Annotated in this window: 14 protein-coding genes; 2 read left to right on the top strand and 12 right to left on the bottom strand. The window is 75.6% G+C overall.

From position 1 onward, the window contains the following. Positions 1-308: 308 nt before the first annotated feature. From tyrS to argC, 9 genes are read right to left on the bottom strand one after another with little or no spacing between them, the layout of a single operon-like run. Entirely contained in the window at positions 309-1,595 is a 1,287-nt protein-coding gene (gene tyrS / locus ACI79V_RS18785; protein ID WP_456891626.1) for a tyrosine--tRNA ligase, read from the bottom strand. Beyond that, on the bottom strand, positions 1,592-2,218 hold the full coding sequence (locus tag ACI79V_RS18780; RefSeq protein ID WP_456891628.1) for a DNA-3-methyladenine glycosylase: 627 nt from the start codon (positions 2,216-2,218) through the stop codon (positions 1,592-1,594). The genes tyrS and ACI79V_RS18780 overlap by 4 nt, the downstream gene beginning before the upstream one ends. Positions 2,219-2,235: 17 nt before the next feature. Then, on the bottom strand, positions 2,236-3,681 hold the full coding sequence (argH, locus tag ACI79V_RS18775; RefSeq protein ID WP_456891623.1) for an argininosuccinate lyase: 1,446 nt from the start codon (positions 3,679-3,681) through the stop codon (positions 2,236-2,238). Continuing rightward, positions 3,678-4,229, bottom strand: coding sequence for an arginine repressor (locus ACI79V_RS18770; RefSeq protein WP_456891620.1), 552 nt, complete (start codon positions 4,227-4,229; stop codon positions 3,678-3,680). The genes argH and ACI79V_RS18770 overlap by 4 nt, the downstream gene beginning before the upstream one ends. Then, entirely contained in the window at positions 4,226-5,173 is a 948-nt protein-coding gene (gene argF / locus ACI79V_RS18765; protein ID WP_456891618.1) for an ornithine carbamoyltransferase, read from the bottom strand. The genes ACI79V_RS18770 and argF overlap by 4 nt, the downstream gene beginning before the upstream one ends. Beyond that, on the bottom strand, positions 5,170-6,360 hold the full coding sequence (locus ACI79V_RS18760; protein ID WP_456891616.1) for an acetylornithine transaminase: 1,191 nt from the start codon (positions 6,358-6,360) through the stop codon (positions 5,170-5,172). Before ACI79V_RS18760 ends, argF begins: the two co-directional genes overlap by 4 nt. Continuing rightward, positions 6,357-7,394 (bottom strand): acetylglutamate kinase, encoded by a 1,038-nt coding sequence (gene argB / locus ACI79V_RS18755; RefSeq protein WP_456891614.1) that lies wholly within the window; start codon positions 7,392-7,394, stop codon positions 6,357-6,359. Before argB ends, ACI79V_RS18760 begins: the two co-directional genes overlap by 4 nt. Continuing rightward, positions 7,391-8,542: a bifunctional glutamate N-acetyltransferase/amino-acid acetyltransferase ArgJ gene (gene argJ, locus ACI79V_RS18750; RefSeq protein WP_456891611.1), complete on the bottom strand. Its 1,152-nt coding sequence runs from the start codon at positions 8,540-8,542 to the stop codon at positions 7,391-7,393. Before argJ ends, argB begins: the two co-directional genes overlap by 4 nt. Continuing rightward, positions 8,539-9,579 carry an N-acetyl-gamma-glutamyl-phosphate reductase gene (argC, locus tag ACI79V_RS18745; RefSeq protein WP_456891608.1) on the bottom strand — a complete coding sequence of 347 codons (1,041 nt, stop codon included), beginning with the start codon at positions 9,577-9,579 and terminating at the stop codon, positions 8,539-8,541. The genes argJ and argC overlap by 4 nt, the downstream gene beginning before the upstream one ends. A 290-nt stretch (positions 9,580-9,869) precedes the next feature. Here argC and ACI79V_RS18740 point away from each other — a divergent pair, with 290 nt between their 5' ends. After that, entirely contained in the window at positions 9,870-10,523 is a 654-nt protein-coding gene (locus ACI79V_RS18740) for a hypothetical protein (protein WP_456891604.1), read from the top strand. Positions 10,524-10,632: 109 nt separating this feature from the next. Continuing rightward, positions 10,633-11,391 carry a hypothetical protein gene (locus tag ACI79V_RS18735; protein WP_456891602.1) on the top strand — a complete coding sequence of 253 codons (759 nt, stop codon included), beginning with the start codon at positions 10,633-10,635 and terminating at the stop codon, positions 11,389-11,391. An 85-nt stretch (positions 11,392-11,476) separates the two neighbouring features. Here the strand turns inward: ACI79V_RS18735 and ACI79V_RS18730 are convergent, their stop codons facing one another. Genes ACI79V_RS18730 through pheS form a run of 3 tightly spaced genes read right to left on the bottom strand, consistent with a single transcriptional unit; the run spans position 11,477 to position 15,820 of the window. Continuing rightward, a complete protein-coding gene (locus ACI79V_RS18730) occupies positions 11,477-12,283 on the bottom strand; it encodes an SDR family NAD(P)-dependent oxidoreductase (RefSeq protein ID WP_456891600.1) in 807 nt (268 codons plus the stop codon). Then, a complete protein-coding gene (pheT, locus tag ACI79V_RS18725) occupies positions 12,276-14,753 on the bottom strand; it encodes a phenylalanine--tRNA ligase subunit beta (RefSeq protein WP_456891598.1) in 2,478 nt (825 codons plus the stop codon). The genes ACI79V_RS18730 and pheT overlap by 8 nt, the downstream gene beginning before the upstream one ends. Then, the gene (pheS, locus tag ACI79V_RS18720; RefSeq protein WP_456875333.1) at positions 14,753-15,820 is read right to left on the bottom strand and encodes a phenylalanine--tRNA ligase subunit alpha; all 1,068 of its coding nucleotides are present in this window, start codon (positions 15,818-15,820) and stop codon (positions 14,753-14,755) included. Before pheS ends, pheT begins: the two co-directional genes overlap by 1 nt. Between the last annotated feature and the right edge of the window lie 96 nt (positions 15,821-15,916).

Raw genomic sequence — 15,916 nt, 5'->3', positions numbered from 1 at the left:
GACCGGACAACCGACCAGGCCACGGGGGTTTGTTACTTGGCACTGACTTTCGGCACGCTGTTGAGTTCTCAAGGAACGGACGCACACCAACTCCACCCTTCCGGGCTTCGTCGATCGCGGCTTGTCCTACTGTACGCCCGCAACGGGGGCTCCTGCTGGGGCCTTCCCGCTCGCCCTCCCGGGCCGTGCGGCGCGCAGAGAAGAAGTTACGTGGCTGTCGTACCCGTGTCAAACCGGCTCCGCCGTGACGACCGACACCGTTCCGAGACCGGCGTGTCACCTGGCGTTCACATGGGCGCCGCCGCCGGCTACCGGCCCGCGGGCACCCGCTGGACACCGGCGACCGCCCGCTTCCCGCGGCGCAGCACGAGCCACCCGCCGGGGAGCCAGGCGTCCTCCCCGGGCACGGCGTCGGCGTCGGTCACCCGCTCGTTGTTGAGGTACGCGCCGCCCTCCTTCACCGTCCGGCGCGCTTCGGACAGGCTCGCGACCAGACCGGACCGCTGCAGCAGCTGGGCGACGGTCGGCGTCTCACCGTCGACGGTGACGCTGCCGGCCTCCCGCAGGGCGGCGCCGAGCGTCTCGGCGCCGAGCGTCGTGAGGTCGTCCCGGCCGAACAGCGCCCGCCCGGCCGCCTCGGCCTGGCGCAGCTCCTCCGGCCCGTGCACCAGCGCGGTCAGCTCCTCGGCCAGGGCGCGCTGCGCCGCCCGGGAGGCCGGTCGCTCGGCGCTCTCGGCGAGGATCGCCTCGACCTCCTCGGCCGGGCGCTCGGAGTACAGCGGCAGCCAGGCGCGGACGTCGGCGTCGTCGGCGTTGAGCCAGAACTGGAAGAACGCGTAGGGCGAGGTGAGGGCTGGGTCCAGCCACACCGCGCCGCCCTCGGTCTTGCCGAACTTGGTGCCGTCGGACTTGGTGACCAGCTGGGTGGACAGGGCGTGCACGGTCGCGCCCTCCACCCGGCGCACGAGGTCGATGCCGGCGGTGAGGTTGCCCCACTGGTCCGAGCCGCCGGTCTGCAGCGTCACGCCGTGACGGCGGAACAGCTGCAGGAAGTCGTGGGCCTGCAGGATCTGGTAGCTGAACTCGGTGTAGCTGATGCCGGCCTCGGAGTTCAGCCGCGCGGCGACGGCCTCCTTGGCGAGCATCCGGCCGACCCGGAAGTGCTTGCCGAGGTCGCGGAGCAGGTCGATGGCCGACAGCGGCTCGGTCCAGGTCAGGTTGTCGACGTAGACCGGCGCGGCCAGGCCCTCGCGCTCGGCGGGCAGCTCGAGGAAGGGCGAGAGCTGGCGGCGGATGCCGTCGACCCAGCCGGCGACCGTCGCGCGGTCGTTGAGCTGCCGCTCCGCGGTCGGCCGGGGGTCGCCGATCAGCCCGGTGGCGCCGCCGACGAGGACGACCGGCCGGTGCCCGGCGCGCTGCAGCGCCCGCAGCACCATGACCTGCACCAGGTGGCCGACGTGCAGGCTCGGGGCGGTGGGGTCGAAGCCGCAGTAGTAGGTGACCGGGCCGGCGGCGAGGTGCGCGCGCAGCGCCTCCTCGTCGGTGCTCTGGGCGATGAGCCCGCGACGGTGCAGGTCGGACAGGACGTCGGTCACGGGTGCCCATCCTGCCCGGCGGCGCGACGGCGGCGCTGCCCGCCCGGGCGGAAGGCGCTCACCGACGGCGCGCCGGTCTCCCAGAACCGCCACGGCAGCTCGGTGGCCCGGCTGATCCCCACCCGCGGACCGGCCGACACGGCCGACGGCGGCGCGCCGGCGTGCAGCCGCACCGGCGACGACGGGTCCAGGACGTCGGCGCCGCCGTCCTCCGGGCCGATGGCGAGCGCGGCGGTGAGCCGAGCCGGGCCGCGGGCGAGGTCGCGCGGCACCTTCGCCGAGGGCCGGCGGGTGGCGGCCACCGACTCCCCCGCGACGACCTCGCCGGCCCGCAGGAGCACCGCCGAGCCGCGACCGGCGGGCCCGACGACGACGTTGGCGCACCAGTGCACGCCGTAGCTGAAGTAGACGTAGAGCCGCCCGGGCGGGCCGAACATGATCGCCGCGCGGGGGGTCGGCCCGCGGTGGGCGTGCGAGGCGGGGTCCTCGCCCTCCCCCGAGTACGCCTCCACCTCGGTCAGCCGCACCGCGACGGTGCCCTCGGGCCGCTCGGTGACCACCCAGCAGCCCAGCAGCGCCGGCGCGACGGCGTCGACGGGCCCGAGGAGCTCCCCCGCCGTCAGCAGGCGGCCCGCGGACCTCAGAGCGCGGCCGCCACGGGCGAGCCGGCCGACCAGCGGCCGTGCGCGGCGACGACGTCCTTGAGGGCGGCGAGCTGCCCGGCCACCCGCGCCGGCGCCGTCCCCCCGCGCGTGTCGCGCGCCTCCAGCGCCCCCCGGACCGACAGCACCGCGCGCACCTCCGGGGTGAGCCGTTCGTCGATGCCGGCGAGCTGGTCGTCGTCGAGCTCGCCGAGCTCCAGGCCGGCCTCCTCGCAGAAGGAGACCATCGCGCCGGAGATCTCGTGCGCCGAGCGGAAGGGGACGCCCTGCCGGACCAGCCACTCGGCGACGTCGGTGGCGAGGGCGAACCCCTGCGGCGCGGCGGCCTCGAGGACCTCGGGGCGCAGGGTCAGCGTGGCGACCATCCCGGTGACCGCGGGCAGCAGGAGCAGCAGCTGCTCGAGGGAGTCGAAGACCGGCTCCTTGTCCTCCTGCAGGTCGCGGTCGTAGGCCAGCGGCAGGCCCTTGAGCATCGTCAGCAGACCGGTGAGGTTGCCGACGAACCGGCCGGACTTGCCGCGCGCGAGCTCGGCGATGTCGGGGTTCTTCTTCTGCGGCATGATCGACGACCCGGTGGCCCAGGCGTCGTCGAGCCGGGCCCAGCCGAACTCGGTGGAGGTCCAGAGCACGACCTCCTCCCCCAGCCGGGAGAGGTGCACGCCGATCAGGGCGGCGGCGAAGCAGAACTCCGCGGCGAAGTCGCGGTCGCTGACGGCGTCGACGGAGTTGTCGGCCGCGCGGTCGAAGCCGAGCTCGGCGGCGACGGCGTCGGGGTCCAGCGGCAGCGACGACCCGGCCAGCGCTCCGGAGCCCAGCGGGCTGACGGCGGCCCGGCGGTCCCAGTCGGACAGCCGGTCGACGTCGCGGGCGAACGCGTGGGCGTGGGCGAGCAGCTGGTGGCTGACGAGCACCGGCTGGGCGTGCTGGAGGTGGGTCATGCCCGGCGCGGGGACGTCGAGGTACCGCTCGGCGAGGCCGAGCAGCGCGTACTCCAGCGAGGCGAGCTCGCCGACCAGCGCCCGCACGTTGTGCCGCAGGTACAGCCGCAGGTCGGTGGCGACCTGGTCGTTGCGGGAGCGACCGGCGCGCAGCTTCCCCCCGAGCGGGCCGAGCTTGCCCAGCAGGCCGCGCTCGAGCGCCTCGTGCACGTCCTCGTCGGCCTCGACGGGGCCGAAGGTGCCCGCGGCGACCTCCGCCGACAGCTCGGTGAGTGCGCCGACCAGCTGCGCGAGCTCGTCGTCGGTGAGCAGGCCGGCGCGGTGCAGCACCCGGACGTGCGCGCGTGAGCCGGCGAGGTCGTAGGGCGCCAGCCGCCAGTCGACGTCGGTGGACTTCGACAGCGCCGCCATGGCCGGCGACGGCCCGCCGCCGAAGCGGCCGCCCCAGAGCCGGGTCGGCGAGGCGGGGCCGGACGGGTCGGTCACGGGGCGGTTCCTCCGGGCGGGTCGTCGGTGAGGTCGGTGTGCAGCTCGGGGTAGACCGCCGGCGTGCGGGCGGCCAGCGCGCGCAGCCGCTCGGCCAGCGCCGGGCCGCCGTCGGGGTCGCGGGAGACCACGAGCAGCGTGTCGTCCCCGGCGATGGTGCCCAGGACGTCGGGCAGTCCCACCTTGTCCAGGGCCGAGGCGAGGAACTGCGCCGCCCCGGGCGGGGTGCGCAGCACGGCCAGGTTGGCGCTGCCCTCGGCGCTGGTGAGCAGGTCGGCCAGCAGCCGGGTGAGCCGGGCCGGCGCGGTCTGCGCCGGGCGCAGCGGGGCGTTCTCCGGCGGCAGCACGTAGGACGCCGGGGCGCCGTCGGTGCCGCGGAGCTTGACCGCGCCGAGCTCCTCCAGGTCGCGGGAGAGGGTGGCCTGGGTGACCTCGACGCCCGAGGCGGCCAGCAGCGCCGCGAGCTGGGTCTGCGAGCTGACCGGCTGCGCGGTGATCAGCTCGACGATGCGGGCCTGGCGCGCCGACCGGGTCAGCGCTCCGGTCACCCGGACCGCTCCAGCAGCCAGCTCAGCAGCGCCTTCTGCGCGTGCAGCCGGTTCTCGGCCTCGTCCCAGACGGCGCTCTGCGGCCCGTCGATGACCGCCGCGGCGATCTCCTTGCCGCGGTAGGCCGGCAGGCAGTGCAGGACGACGGCGCCGGCGGCGGCCCGGTCGAGCGCCGACTCGTCGACGGCGTAGGGCCGGAACGGCGCGATCCGCGCCTCGTACTCGCCCTCCTGGCCCATCGACACCCAGGTGTCGGTGGCGAGGACGTCGGCGCCGTCGGCGGCGGCCGCCGGGTCGGCGGTCCACTGCACCGACCCGCCGGTCTCCGCGGCGATCTCCCCCGCCCGCTTCAGCACCTCGGGGGCGGGCTGGTAGCCCTCCGGGGAGCCGATCCGCACGTGCAGGCCGGCGGTGGCGCCGCCGAGCAGGTAGGAGTGCGCCATGTTGTTGGCGCCGTCGCCGAGGTAGGCCAGCGTCCGCCCGGGGAGCGTGCCGTGGACCTCGGCGACCGTCTGCAGGTCGGCCAGGACCTGGCAGGGGTGGAAGTCGTCGGTGAGCGCGTTGACCACCGGCACCCGGCTGGTGGCGGCCATCGCCTCGAGCCGGTCCTGCCCGAAGGTGCGCCACACGATCGCGGCCACCTGCCGGTCGAGCACCCGGGTGGTGTCCTCCACCGGCTCGCCGCGGCCGAGCTGGCTGGTGCCGGCGTCGACGACCAGCGGGTACCCGCCGAGCTCGGCGACGCCGACCGAGAACGACACCCGGGTGCGGGTGGAGGGCTTGTCGAACACGACCGCGACCGCCCGCGGCACGCCGTTCGGGGCCCGCAGCGGGGTGGGGGCGGCGTCGGTGTGCCGGGTGCGCTTGAGCTCGGCGGCCAGCGCGAGGACCTCGGCCTGCTCGTCGGGGGTGAGGTCGTCGTCGCGGGTGAGGTGCCGGGTCACTGGTCGGTCTCCTGCAGGGCGGTGTCGAGGGCGGCCGGCAGCGCGGCGACGAAGGCGTCGACCTGGGCGTCGGTGACGACCAGGGACGGCGCCAGGCGCAGCACGTCGGGCGCGACGGCGTTGGTGAGGAAGCCGGCGTCGCGCAGCGCGGCCTCCAGCCCGGCGGCGACCGGCGCGGTGAGGACCACGCCGAGCAGTGCGCCCCTCCCCCGCACCCCGGCCACGCCGGCGTGCCCGAGGCCCTCGACACCGGCGGCGAACCGGTGCTCGAGCTGCTTGGCACGCTCCAGGAGGCCCTCGTCGCGGATGGTGTCGAGGACGGCGAGCGCGGCCGCCGCGGCGATCGGGTTGCCACCGAACGTGGAGCCGTGCGAGCCGGCGGTCATCAGGTCGGCGGCGTCGCCGAAGGCCAGGGTGGCGCCGAGCGGCAGCCCGCCGCCGAGGGCCTTGGCCAGGGTGACCAGGTCGGGCTGCAGGCCGTCGGCCTGGTGGGCGAACCAGTGGCCGGTGCGGCCGGTGCCGGTCTGCACCTCGTCGACGGCGAACAGCGCGCCCGCGGCCCGCGCCGTCTCCGCCGCGGCGGCGAGGTACCCGGGGGGCGCGGGCAGCACGCCGCCCTCGCCGAGCACCGGCTCGAGCAGCACCATCGCCGTCGCGTCGCCGACCGTGCCGGCCAGCGCGGCGGCGTCGCCGTAGGGGACGTACCGGACGCCGCCGGGCAGCGGCGCGAAGGCCGCGGCCTTGGACGGCTGGCCGGTGAGCGCCAGCGCGCCCATCGTCCGGCCGTGGAACGCGCCCTCGGCGGTGACCACCTCGGGCCGCCCGGTCAGCCGGCTGATCTTGAACGCGGCCTCGTTGGCCTCGGCGCCGGAGTTGCAGAAGAACACCCGCCCGGGCCGGCCGGCCAGCTCCAGCAGCCGCTCGGCGAGGGTGACGCCGGGCTCGTGCATCGCCAGGTTGGACACGTGCCCGAGGGTCTGCGCCTGCCGGGTGATCGCCTCGGTCACCCGCGGGTGCGCGTGGCCGAGGATCGTCGTCGCGATCCCGCCGAGCAGGTCGGTGTACTCCCGGCCGTCGACGTCCCAGACGACCGCGCCCGCGCCGCGCGCCAGCGCGACCGGCGGCGTCCGGTAGTTGCCCATCATCACCGCCGACCAGCGGCCGGCCAGCTCCTCGGTGCGGGTCATGCCGGCTCCTCCCCGGTCGGTGCGTCGTCGGTCGCGGTGGCGGCGGGGACGACCATCGTCCCGGTGCCCTCGGTGGTGAACATCTCCAGCAGCAGCGCGTGCGGGGTGCGGCCGTCGACCACGGTGGCCCGCCGCACGCCGCCCTCGACCGCCCGCAGGCAGGCGGCCATCTTCGGGACCATGCCCGCGTCCAGGGTGGGCAGGATCTCGGCCAGCTCGACGGTGTCGATCTTCTGCACCAGCGAGTCGCGGTCGGGCCAGTCGGCGTAGAGGCCCTCGACGTCGGTGAGGACGACGAGCTTGACCGCGCCCAGCGCCACGGCCAGCGCCGCGGCCGCGGTGTCGGCGTTCACGTTGTGCACCACGCCGTCGCGGTCGGGCGCCACGGTGGCCACGACCGGGATCTTGCCGCGCTCGAGCAGCGCGGTGACCGGCGTGGGGTCGACGGCGACGACGTCGCCGACCAGGCCGACGTCGACCGGCTCGCCGTCGACGACCGCCGCCGTCCGCTCGGCGGTGAACAGCCCGCCGTCCTCCCCGGACAGGCCGACCGCGAGCGGGCCGTGCTGGTTGACCAGGCCGACCACCTCCGGGGTGACCTGGCCGGTGAGCACCATGCGGACGACGCCGACGGTCTCCTCGTCGGTCACCCGCAGGCCGCCGCGGAACTCGCTCTCGATGCCGAGCCGGCCGAGCATGCCGGTGATCTGCGGCCCGCCGCCGTGCACGACGACGGGCAGGATGCCGCACGTCCGCAGGAAGACCATGTCCTCGGCGAAGGCCCGGCGGCACGCGTCGTCGACCATCGCGTGCCCGCCGTACTTGATCACCACGACGTTGCCGTGGAACTCCTTGAGCCAGGGCAGCGCCTCGGTGAGGACCGCGATCCGGCGGGCGTCGCCCTCGGGGTCGTGGGTCCGCATGACCCGCCGGGTGCCGATGCGCCGGCGCGGCGGTGGCGGCGCCTCGTCGACCCGGACGTCGGGGGGCGTGGGGTCCTCGTGGGTGTCCTGGGGGGTCGCGTCGGCGGTCACGTCGAGTACGCCGAGTTCTCGTGCACGTAGGCGATGGACAGGTCGTTGGTCCAGATCGTGGCCTGCTCGGTGCCGGCCCGGAGGTCGACGTCGATGGTGACCGCCCGGCCGGTGAGGTCGACGCCCTCGCGGGGGTCGCCGATCGCGCCGCCCCGGCAGACGGTGACGCCGTTGATGGTCACGTCGACCCGGTCGGGCTCGAAGGCGGCGTCGGTGGTGCCGATCGCGGCGAGCACCCGGCCCCAGTTGGGGTCGTTGCCGAACAGCGCGGTCTTGAGCAGGTTGTTGCGCGCGCACGCCCGGCCGGCGGTGAGCGCGTCCTCGACGGTCGCCGCGTTCCGCACGGTGATCGCGATGTCCTTGGTCGAGCCCTCGGCGTCGGCGAGCAGTTGCATCGCCAGGTCGGTGGCCGCGGCGGTGAGCGCCTCGGTGACCTCCGCGGCGGTCGGGGTGACCCCGCTCGCGCCGTTGGCCATCGCGACCACGGTGTCGTTGGTGGACAGGCAGCCGTCGGAGTCGACGCGCTCGAGGCTGACGCCGGTGGCCGTCTTCAGCGCGTCCTGCAGCACGGCCGGTTCGACCACGGCGTCGGTGGTGAGGACGACGAGCATCGTCGCGAGGCTCGGGGCGAGCATGCCCGCGCCCTTGGCCATGCCGCCGACCGACCAGCCGTCCCGCTCGACGACCGTCGTCTTCGGCACGCTGTCGGTGGTCATGACAGCCCGCGCGGCGTCGGGGCCGCCGTCGGCCGACAGCGCCTTCGCCGCGTCGGTGACCCCGGGCAGCAGCCGGTCCATGGGCAGCCGGACGCCGATGAGGCCGGTGGAGGCCACCGCGACGTCGATCGCGCCCAGCCCGAGCTCGGCGGCGGTGTGCTCGGCGGTGGCGTGGGTGTCACCGAAGCCGTCGGTGCCGGTGCAGGCGTTGGCGCCCCCGGAGTTGAGCACGACCGCCCGCAGCCGCCCGTCGAGGAGCACCTGCCGGCTCCACAGCACCGGCGCGGCGGGGAACCGGTTGGTGGTGAAGACGGCGGCGGCGGCGTCCCGCGGGCCGTCGTTGACGACCAGGGCGACGTCGGGCGCGCCGGAGCTCTTCAGCCCCGCGGCGACGCCCGCGGCCCGGAACCCCTGCGGCGCGGTGACGCTCACGGCGCCACCCCCACGACCGGCAGGCCGGTGGTCTCGGGCAGGCCGAGGGCCAGGTTGGCGCACTGGACCGCCGCGCCCGCGGTGCCCTTGGTGAGGTTGTCGACGGCGGCGACGACGACCAGCCGGCCGGCGTCGGGGTCGACGGCGACCTGCAGCGCGACGGTGTTGGCGCCGAGCACCTGCGCCGTCGTGGGCCACTGGCCCTCGGGCAGCAGGTGCACGAACGGCTCGTCGGCGCAGGCCTTCTCGTAAGCGGCCCGGACGTCGGCCTCGTTCGCGCCGCCGGCCAGCGGGGCGGTGCAGGTGGCGAGGATGCCCCGGCTCATCGGCACCAGCGTCGGGGTGAAGCTGACGGTGACGTCCCGGCCGGCCGCCCGGGAGAGGTTCTGCACCATCTCGGGCGTGTGCCGGTGCACCCCGCCGACGCCGTAGGCGGTGACCGACCCCATGACCTCGCTGCCGAGCAGGTGCGGCGCGGCCTTCTTGCCCGCGCCGGAGGTGCCGGAGGCGGCGACCACGACGACGTCGGGCCCGGCCACACCGGCGGCCAGCGCGGGCGCCAGGGCCAGGGTGACCGCCGTCGGGTAGCAGCCCGGGACGGCGATCCGCCGGGCCCCGGCCAGCCGCTCGCGCTGACCGGGCAGCTCGGGCAGGCCGTAGGGCCAGCTCCCGGCGTGCTCCGAGCCGTACCAGCGCTCCCAGGCGGCCGGGTCCTCGAGCCGGTGGTCGGCGCCACAGTCGATCACCAGCGTGTCCTCGGGCAGGGTCGCGGCGACGGCGGCGGACTCCCCGTGCGGCAGGGCGAGGACGACGACGTCGTAGCCGGCGAGGTCCTCCGGCGCGCTGGGCCGCACCTCCAGGTCGGCGAAGGGCAGCAGGTGCGGCTGCAGCTCGCCCAGGCGTCGGCCGGCGCTCGAGCTGGCGTGCACCCCGGTCAGCCGCAGGTCAGGGTGCCCGGCCAGCAGCCGGACCACCTCTCCCCCGGCGTACCCGGTGGCGCCGGTGACCCCGACCGTCCACGTCCGCGCTGCACTCATGATGCATGACCATACAAGGCCGTGCATGACCTTCCACAGTCACCCGGCCAGGTGTACTCCCGCGCGCGGTCGTGCTCTGCTCCGCATGGGGAGCAGAGCACGACGGAGCCGGCGGCTCACCCCCCGCGCGTCGTGCCCTGCTGCCGCTGTGGTGGACGGAGATCGGGCCCTGGCCAGCCGGCAGGCAGGCCGGGCCGCGGGCGCCGCGGCGTCGGCGCGTCGACCTCGTTCCAGAAGCGTCGCGCGCGATCATGCCGCTCGAGCCAGTACGGGGATCCGGGGGACGAGAGATGCTCAAGCGCCATGCCCGAACGCTCGTCGTGATGACGGCCTGCCTCGCACCCTTGGTGGCAGCCTGCAGCGGCGCAGAGGTCACTCCGCCGAGCGCCTCCGGCGCGACGACAACGGCAACCCAAGACTCCAGCACGAGCACGGCACCGACGTCGACGTCGACGTCGACGTCGTCCAGCCAGACGACCACGTCGCCGTCACTCACTCCCACGGGAGGCGTCCTCGAGCCTGAGAGCTCGGGCGAGGAACTCGGACTCGAGGACTTCTTCCAGCCCAACGAGGCGCACTGGCAGGAGAACCGGTTCGACATCGCGGATCAGCCGGACGTGCAGGGCATGGCGGCGGTCGCCTCGGGCTGCGGCTCCAACTACACGCGAACGCTCGAACTCCGGCTCAGCAACAGCTTCGAGAACCTGACGTTCAAGGTCGGACAGTCGAACGACTCCGAGTCGTCCGATCAAGAGCTCACCGTCGAGGTCCTGGCGAACAACGAGCAGGTGGAGATCCGCCAGGTGCCCTTCAACCAGATCCAGGAGTTCGAGATCCCCGTCCGGGCCGTCAACGCACTGAAGGTCCAGACCTACCTGAACCCCGACAACCCCGACTGCAGGGGGTCGGTCATCGGGGTCGTCCACGACGTGTCCGTGTCGTAGTCGGGCGTCTCCCGTGGCTGAAGACCAGGACGAGAGCCGGGTTCCCCCGCCGGCAGAGCCGGCACCGACACCCGCTCCGGCACAGAGGTCCTGGTTTCAGAGTCCCGCCGTGCAGGCCTTCCTGGGGGTGGGCGGCTTCCTGGCCGCCGTCGCCGGTGTCCTGGTGCCCCTCTGGGTGGCGCCGGAGGACGACGGCGGCTCGTCCGCCAGCCCACCCTCCGCCACGGCTCCTGCCCCGCTTCCCGCGACCGGGGCCCCTGGCCAGTCACAGACCTCGAACCCGGCTGGCACGAGCGCGAGCCCGACAGCCGTCGTCGGCGCTTGCCTGTCGGCGACCGACGACCCACTGCCCTGCGACGGCCCCCACCTCGCGGAGGTGATCGGTCCCGCGTCCGACTGCAGTGAGTCCACGCTCGTACGTCACCTGGGAGGGCTCGCCGGGGTCGACGTGCTCACGCCCGACGCGGGAGTCGCCGTCACGGACATCGGGGGCTCCTCCGTCTGCATCGGCCACAGGGGCGCGGGGGTGGTCCTGACCGCGCACGCGCGTGACGCGCTCATCGACGGCCGGGGAGACGAGTGGCGCTGGTGCATCGACGACCGATCCGGCAGGAACGTGTCGTGCGGCGAGCCCCACACGGCAGAGGTGGTCAGCGATCCGCCATCTGACGGGGAGGACCTGGACTGCCATCGTCGCGCTGACGCGTACACGGCCACTGACCTGTCGGAGCACGTCTTCGAGCTGTCGGTCTCGCCGCGTGGCCCGGCAGGAGCCCAACAGTGCGTGATCGCCGTACGGAACGACGGTTCACTCACGGCGTCACTGAGGGACCTGCGCTCCCGGGCACTTCCTGTCGAATCGGGGTGACAGGGGTCGCAGACTCCCGACGCCCGACCCGTCCCGCGACCGAGCGGGCACGCGCCCATCGGTCGACGACTGAGCGCTCCGGGCCTCAGGCGAGCGGGTCGCCCTCGCCGTAGGGGACCAGCCGCAGCCGCCGCGCGTCGCCGGCCGGCGTCGTGGCGCGCAGCGTGTCGAGGGCGTCAGCCCCGGCGCGGAAGAACCGGCCCGACCAGTGGTCGAGCTCGCCCGCGGCGATCGCCACCACCAGGTCGACCACGTCCTCGGGGCGGGTCCACTCGGTGCGCCCGGCGTGCATCGGCATGGCGCGGGTCATCGCGGTGTCGACCACCCCGGGCGCCAGGTCGAACGCCCGCACACCGTGCGGCGCGCCGGCCAGGTCGATCGACTCGGTGATCCGCACCTGCGCGGTCTTGCCGGCCGAGTAGGCGCTGTAGTGCGGGTTGGCCCGCGTGGAGATCCCGCTCGCGAGCCCCACCACCCGGCCGCCGCCCGCGGCGAGCATCCCGGGCAGGACGGCGCGCGCGACGAGGAACGGGCCGCGGACCTGGCTCTCGACCACCGACCACCACTGGTCGGGGTCGGCCTCCCACAGCGGCACCTCGGCGGCGTCGATCAGGCCGGCGTTGTTGACCAGCAGCCCGACCGGGCCCAGCTCCCGGGTCACCTGCGCGACGGCGGCGTCCACGGCCGCGGCGTCGGTGACGTCGGCGGGGACCGCGAGGGTGCGCGCGCCGGTGGCCGCGGCGACCTCGGCCATCGCGGTCCGCAGCCGGTCGCCGCCGCGGGCGAGCCCGGCGACGGCGGCGCCGCGGGCGGCCAGCCCCTCGGCCAGGTACCGGCCGATGCCGGCCGATGCCCCCGTGACGAGCGCGACGAGCCCGGTCAGGTCAGGCATCCCCGCTCCGCAGGGTGATCCCCTGCATCCCGACGACGGCGACGATGCCCTCGCGCACGCGGGCGACGTCCTCGGCGGTCAGCGTGCGGTCGGGCGCGCGCAGCACCAGCGAGTACGCCAGCGACCGCGACCCCGCCGGCACCGGCGGGCCGGAGTACACGTCGAACAGGCGCACCGCCTCGAACAGCTCGCCCGCACCTCCGCGCACCAGCGACTCCACGTGCGCGGCGGTGAGCTCGTCGGGCACGACGAAGGCGAGGTCGATCAGGACCGGGGGGAAGGCGGAGATCCGCGGGCCCACCGGCACCGGCGGCGGCGGGAGGGCGTCGAGGTCGAGCTCCATAACGGAGGTGCGGGCGGGCAGGTCCAGCGCCGCGCACACCCGCGGGTGCAGCTCCCCGGCGTGGCCGACCACCCGGTCGTCGACGACGAGCTCCGCGCAGCGTCCGGGGTGCCAGGGCGCCCGCTCGCCGGGGCGGACGAACAGCTCGACCCCGGCGGCCTGGGTCACCAGCCGGGCGGCCTGCACCGCGTCGGCCCAGCCGGCCGGCCGGCCCGGGCCCCACCAGCCGCGCGGCTCGCGGGCGCCGGTCAGGGCGACGGCGACGTGCCAGGGCTGGGCGGGGACGGCGCCCAGCAGCGCGGCGAGGGTCTCGTCGTCGGGCCGCCGGTCGACGCCGGGGACCGGCGCGGGGGTGCGCCGGCCGCCGGGGAAGACCGCGCCGTGCTCGAAGACGGCGATGTCGCGCTGGCCGCGGGCGAGGTTGCGGGCCAGCGTCGTGAGCAGCCCGGGCAGCAGCGTGGTGCGCAGCGCCGGCTCCTCCTCCGACAGCGGGTTGCGCACGAGCACGACCTGCCGGCGCTCGTCGTCGTCGGCCAGGCCGAGCGCGTCGAACACCCCGAGCCCGACGAAGGGGTAGGCCAGGGCCTCGACGTAACCGGCCTCGGCCAGCGTGCGGCCGAGGCTGCGGCGGCGGCGCTGGTCCTCGGTCAGGCCGCGGCCGGGCGGGGCGGTGGGCAGCACCGAGGGGACGTCGTCGTAGCCGGCCAGCCGGACGACCTCCTCGACCAGGTCGGCGGGGTCGGTGAGGTCGGGGCGCCAGGACGGCGGGGTGACGGTGAGCGAGCCGCCGTCCGCCGCCACGTCGCAGCCCACCGCCTCGAGCAGCTCGACCACCCGCTCCGGGGCGTAGGGCACCCCGGCGACCCGGCCGGGCCGGTCGGCGTCGAGCGCGATCGCCGGGCGGGGGGCGCGGGTGTCGACGTCGACCGGGCCGCCGACGACGCGGGCGCCGCCGTACTCGGCCAGCAGCGCCGCGGCGCGGGCCAGCGCGACGACGGTCATCTCCGGGTCGACGCCGCGCTCGAAGCGCTTCGCGGCCTCGCTGGGCAGCCGGTGCCGGCGCGCGGTGCGGGCCACGCCGGTGGGCTCCCAGTGCGCGGCCTCGAGCAGCACGTTCCGGGTGCCGTCGCCGATCTCGGTGGAGGCGCCGCCCATGACCGCGGCCAGCCCGATCGGGCCCGTGTCGTCGGTGATCAGCAGGTCGTCGGGCGTCAGCACGCGGTCGGCGCCGTCGAGGGTGGTCAGCCGCTCCCCCTCCCGCGCCCGGCGGACGACGATCGGGCCGGTCACCGCGTCGCGGTCGAAGGCGTGCATCGGCTGGCCGAGCTCGAGCATCACGTAGTTGGTGACGTCGACGGCCAGCGAGATCGACCGGATGCCCGACTGGGTCAGCCGGCGGCGCATCCACCACGGGCTGGGCGCGGTGGGGTCGAGCCCCTCCATCGCGACCATGGAGAAGCGGTCGCAGCGGTCGGGGTCGGCGACCGTGACCTCCCACGCCGGCCCGCCCGGGGCCTCGACCGCCGGCGTCGCCGCGCCCGGGTCGCGCCAGCCGACGGCGAGGCCGGCGCCCATCTCGCGGGCGATGCCGCGCATGGCCAGGCAGTAGCCGCGGTCGGGGGTGACGGCCAGCTCGATGACGACGTCGTCGAGGCCGACCACCGGGCGGGCGTCGGCGCCGGGCTCGGGGCCCTCCCCGCCGGTGGCCAGCACCAGGATGCCGGCGTGGTCCTCGCCGATGCCCAGCTCGCGGGCGGAGCAGATCATCCCGTCGGAGACGTGGCCGTAGGTGGTGCGGGCGGCGATCTCGAAGCCCCCGGGCAGCACCGCGCCGGGCAGCGCGACGACGACCGCGTCGCCCACGGCGAAGTTGGTGGCGCCGCAGACGACGCCGCGCGGCTCGGCCTCCCCGACGTCGACCCGGCAGTACCGGATCGGCTTCTTGAAGCCGGTCAGCTCCTCGATCTCCAGCACCCGGCCGACCACCAGCGGGCCGGTGACCTCGGCCGGGTGGTGGACCTCCTCGACCTCGAGGCCCAGCCGCACGAAGGTGGCGTCGAGCTGCTCGACGGTCGTGCCCTGCGGGATGTCGACGTGCTCGGCCAGCCAGCCGATGGGGACCCGCACTACTGCTCCACTCCGAACGCTCGCGTGAACCGGACGTCGCCCTCGACGATGTCGCGCATGTCGCCGACCGCCGAGCGGAACTGCAGGGCCCGCTCGATGCCCATCCCGAAGGCGAAGCCGCTGTACTCCTCGGGGTCGATGCCGCAGGCGACCAGCACCCGCGGGTTGACCATGCCGCAGCCGCCCCACTCGACCCAGCGCGGGCCGTCGCGGTGCTCGGGGAACCACACGTCGAACTCCGCCGATGGCTCGGTGAACGGGAAGTACGACGGCCGCCACCGGGTGCGCGCGTCGGCGCCGAACAGCGCCCGGGCCAGGTGGTCGAGGGTGCCCCGCAGGTGCGCCATCGTCAGCCCGCGGTCGACGGCCAGGCCCTCGACCTGGTGGAACACCGGGGTGTGCGTCGCGTCGAGCTCGTCGGTGCGGTAGGTCCGGCCGGGCGCGACGACGTAGATCGGCGGCGTGCGGGCGAGCATCGTGCGGGCCTGCACCGGGCTGGTGTGCGTGCGCAGCACCAGGCCGGAGTCCTCCGGCGCGACGAAGAAGGTGTCCATCATCGTGCGGGCCGGGTGGTCGGGCTGCATGTTCAGCGCGTCGAAGTTCAGCCACTCCGCCTCGAGCTCGGGGCCCTCGGCGACCTCGTAGCCCATGCCGACGAACACGTCGGCGATCCGCTCCATCAGCGTGGTGATCGGGTGCCTCGCGCCGCGCGGGGTGCGGTCCCAGGGCAGGGTGACGTCGACCCGCTCCTCGGCCAGCACCCGGGCGTCGCGCTCGGCCTCGAGCTCCGCGCGGCGGGTGTCGAAGGCCGCGGTGACCGCCTGGCGGGCGGCGTTGACCCGCTTGCCGGCGTCGGCGCGGGCGGCCGGGGGCAGCGCGCCGAGCTCGCGGCGGGCCAGCGGCACCGGCGCGCGGTCGCCGAGGTGGGCCGGGCGGACGGCGGCCAGCTCCTCGAGGTCGCCGGCCTTGCCGAAGGCCTCGCGGGCCGCGGCGACGGCGGCGTCGAGGGCCTCGGCGGAGAGGGCCGCGACCTGCTTGGGGTCGTAGGGGTCGTTGGCGCCGGACACGGGAGGCCATTCTGCCCGCCGGTCCCGCGCGGCCGCTGCCGGGTTTGCGGACGGCCGGCCCCTCCCCCGTCGAGAGCACGTGATCTCGGCGCTCCG

The sequence above is a fragment of the Geodermatophilus sp. SYSU D00700 genome (assembly GCF_054050255.1).
Note: the sequence above shows the minus strand (reverse complement) of the source record. Positions and strands in the feature narration are given on the sequence as shown.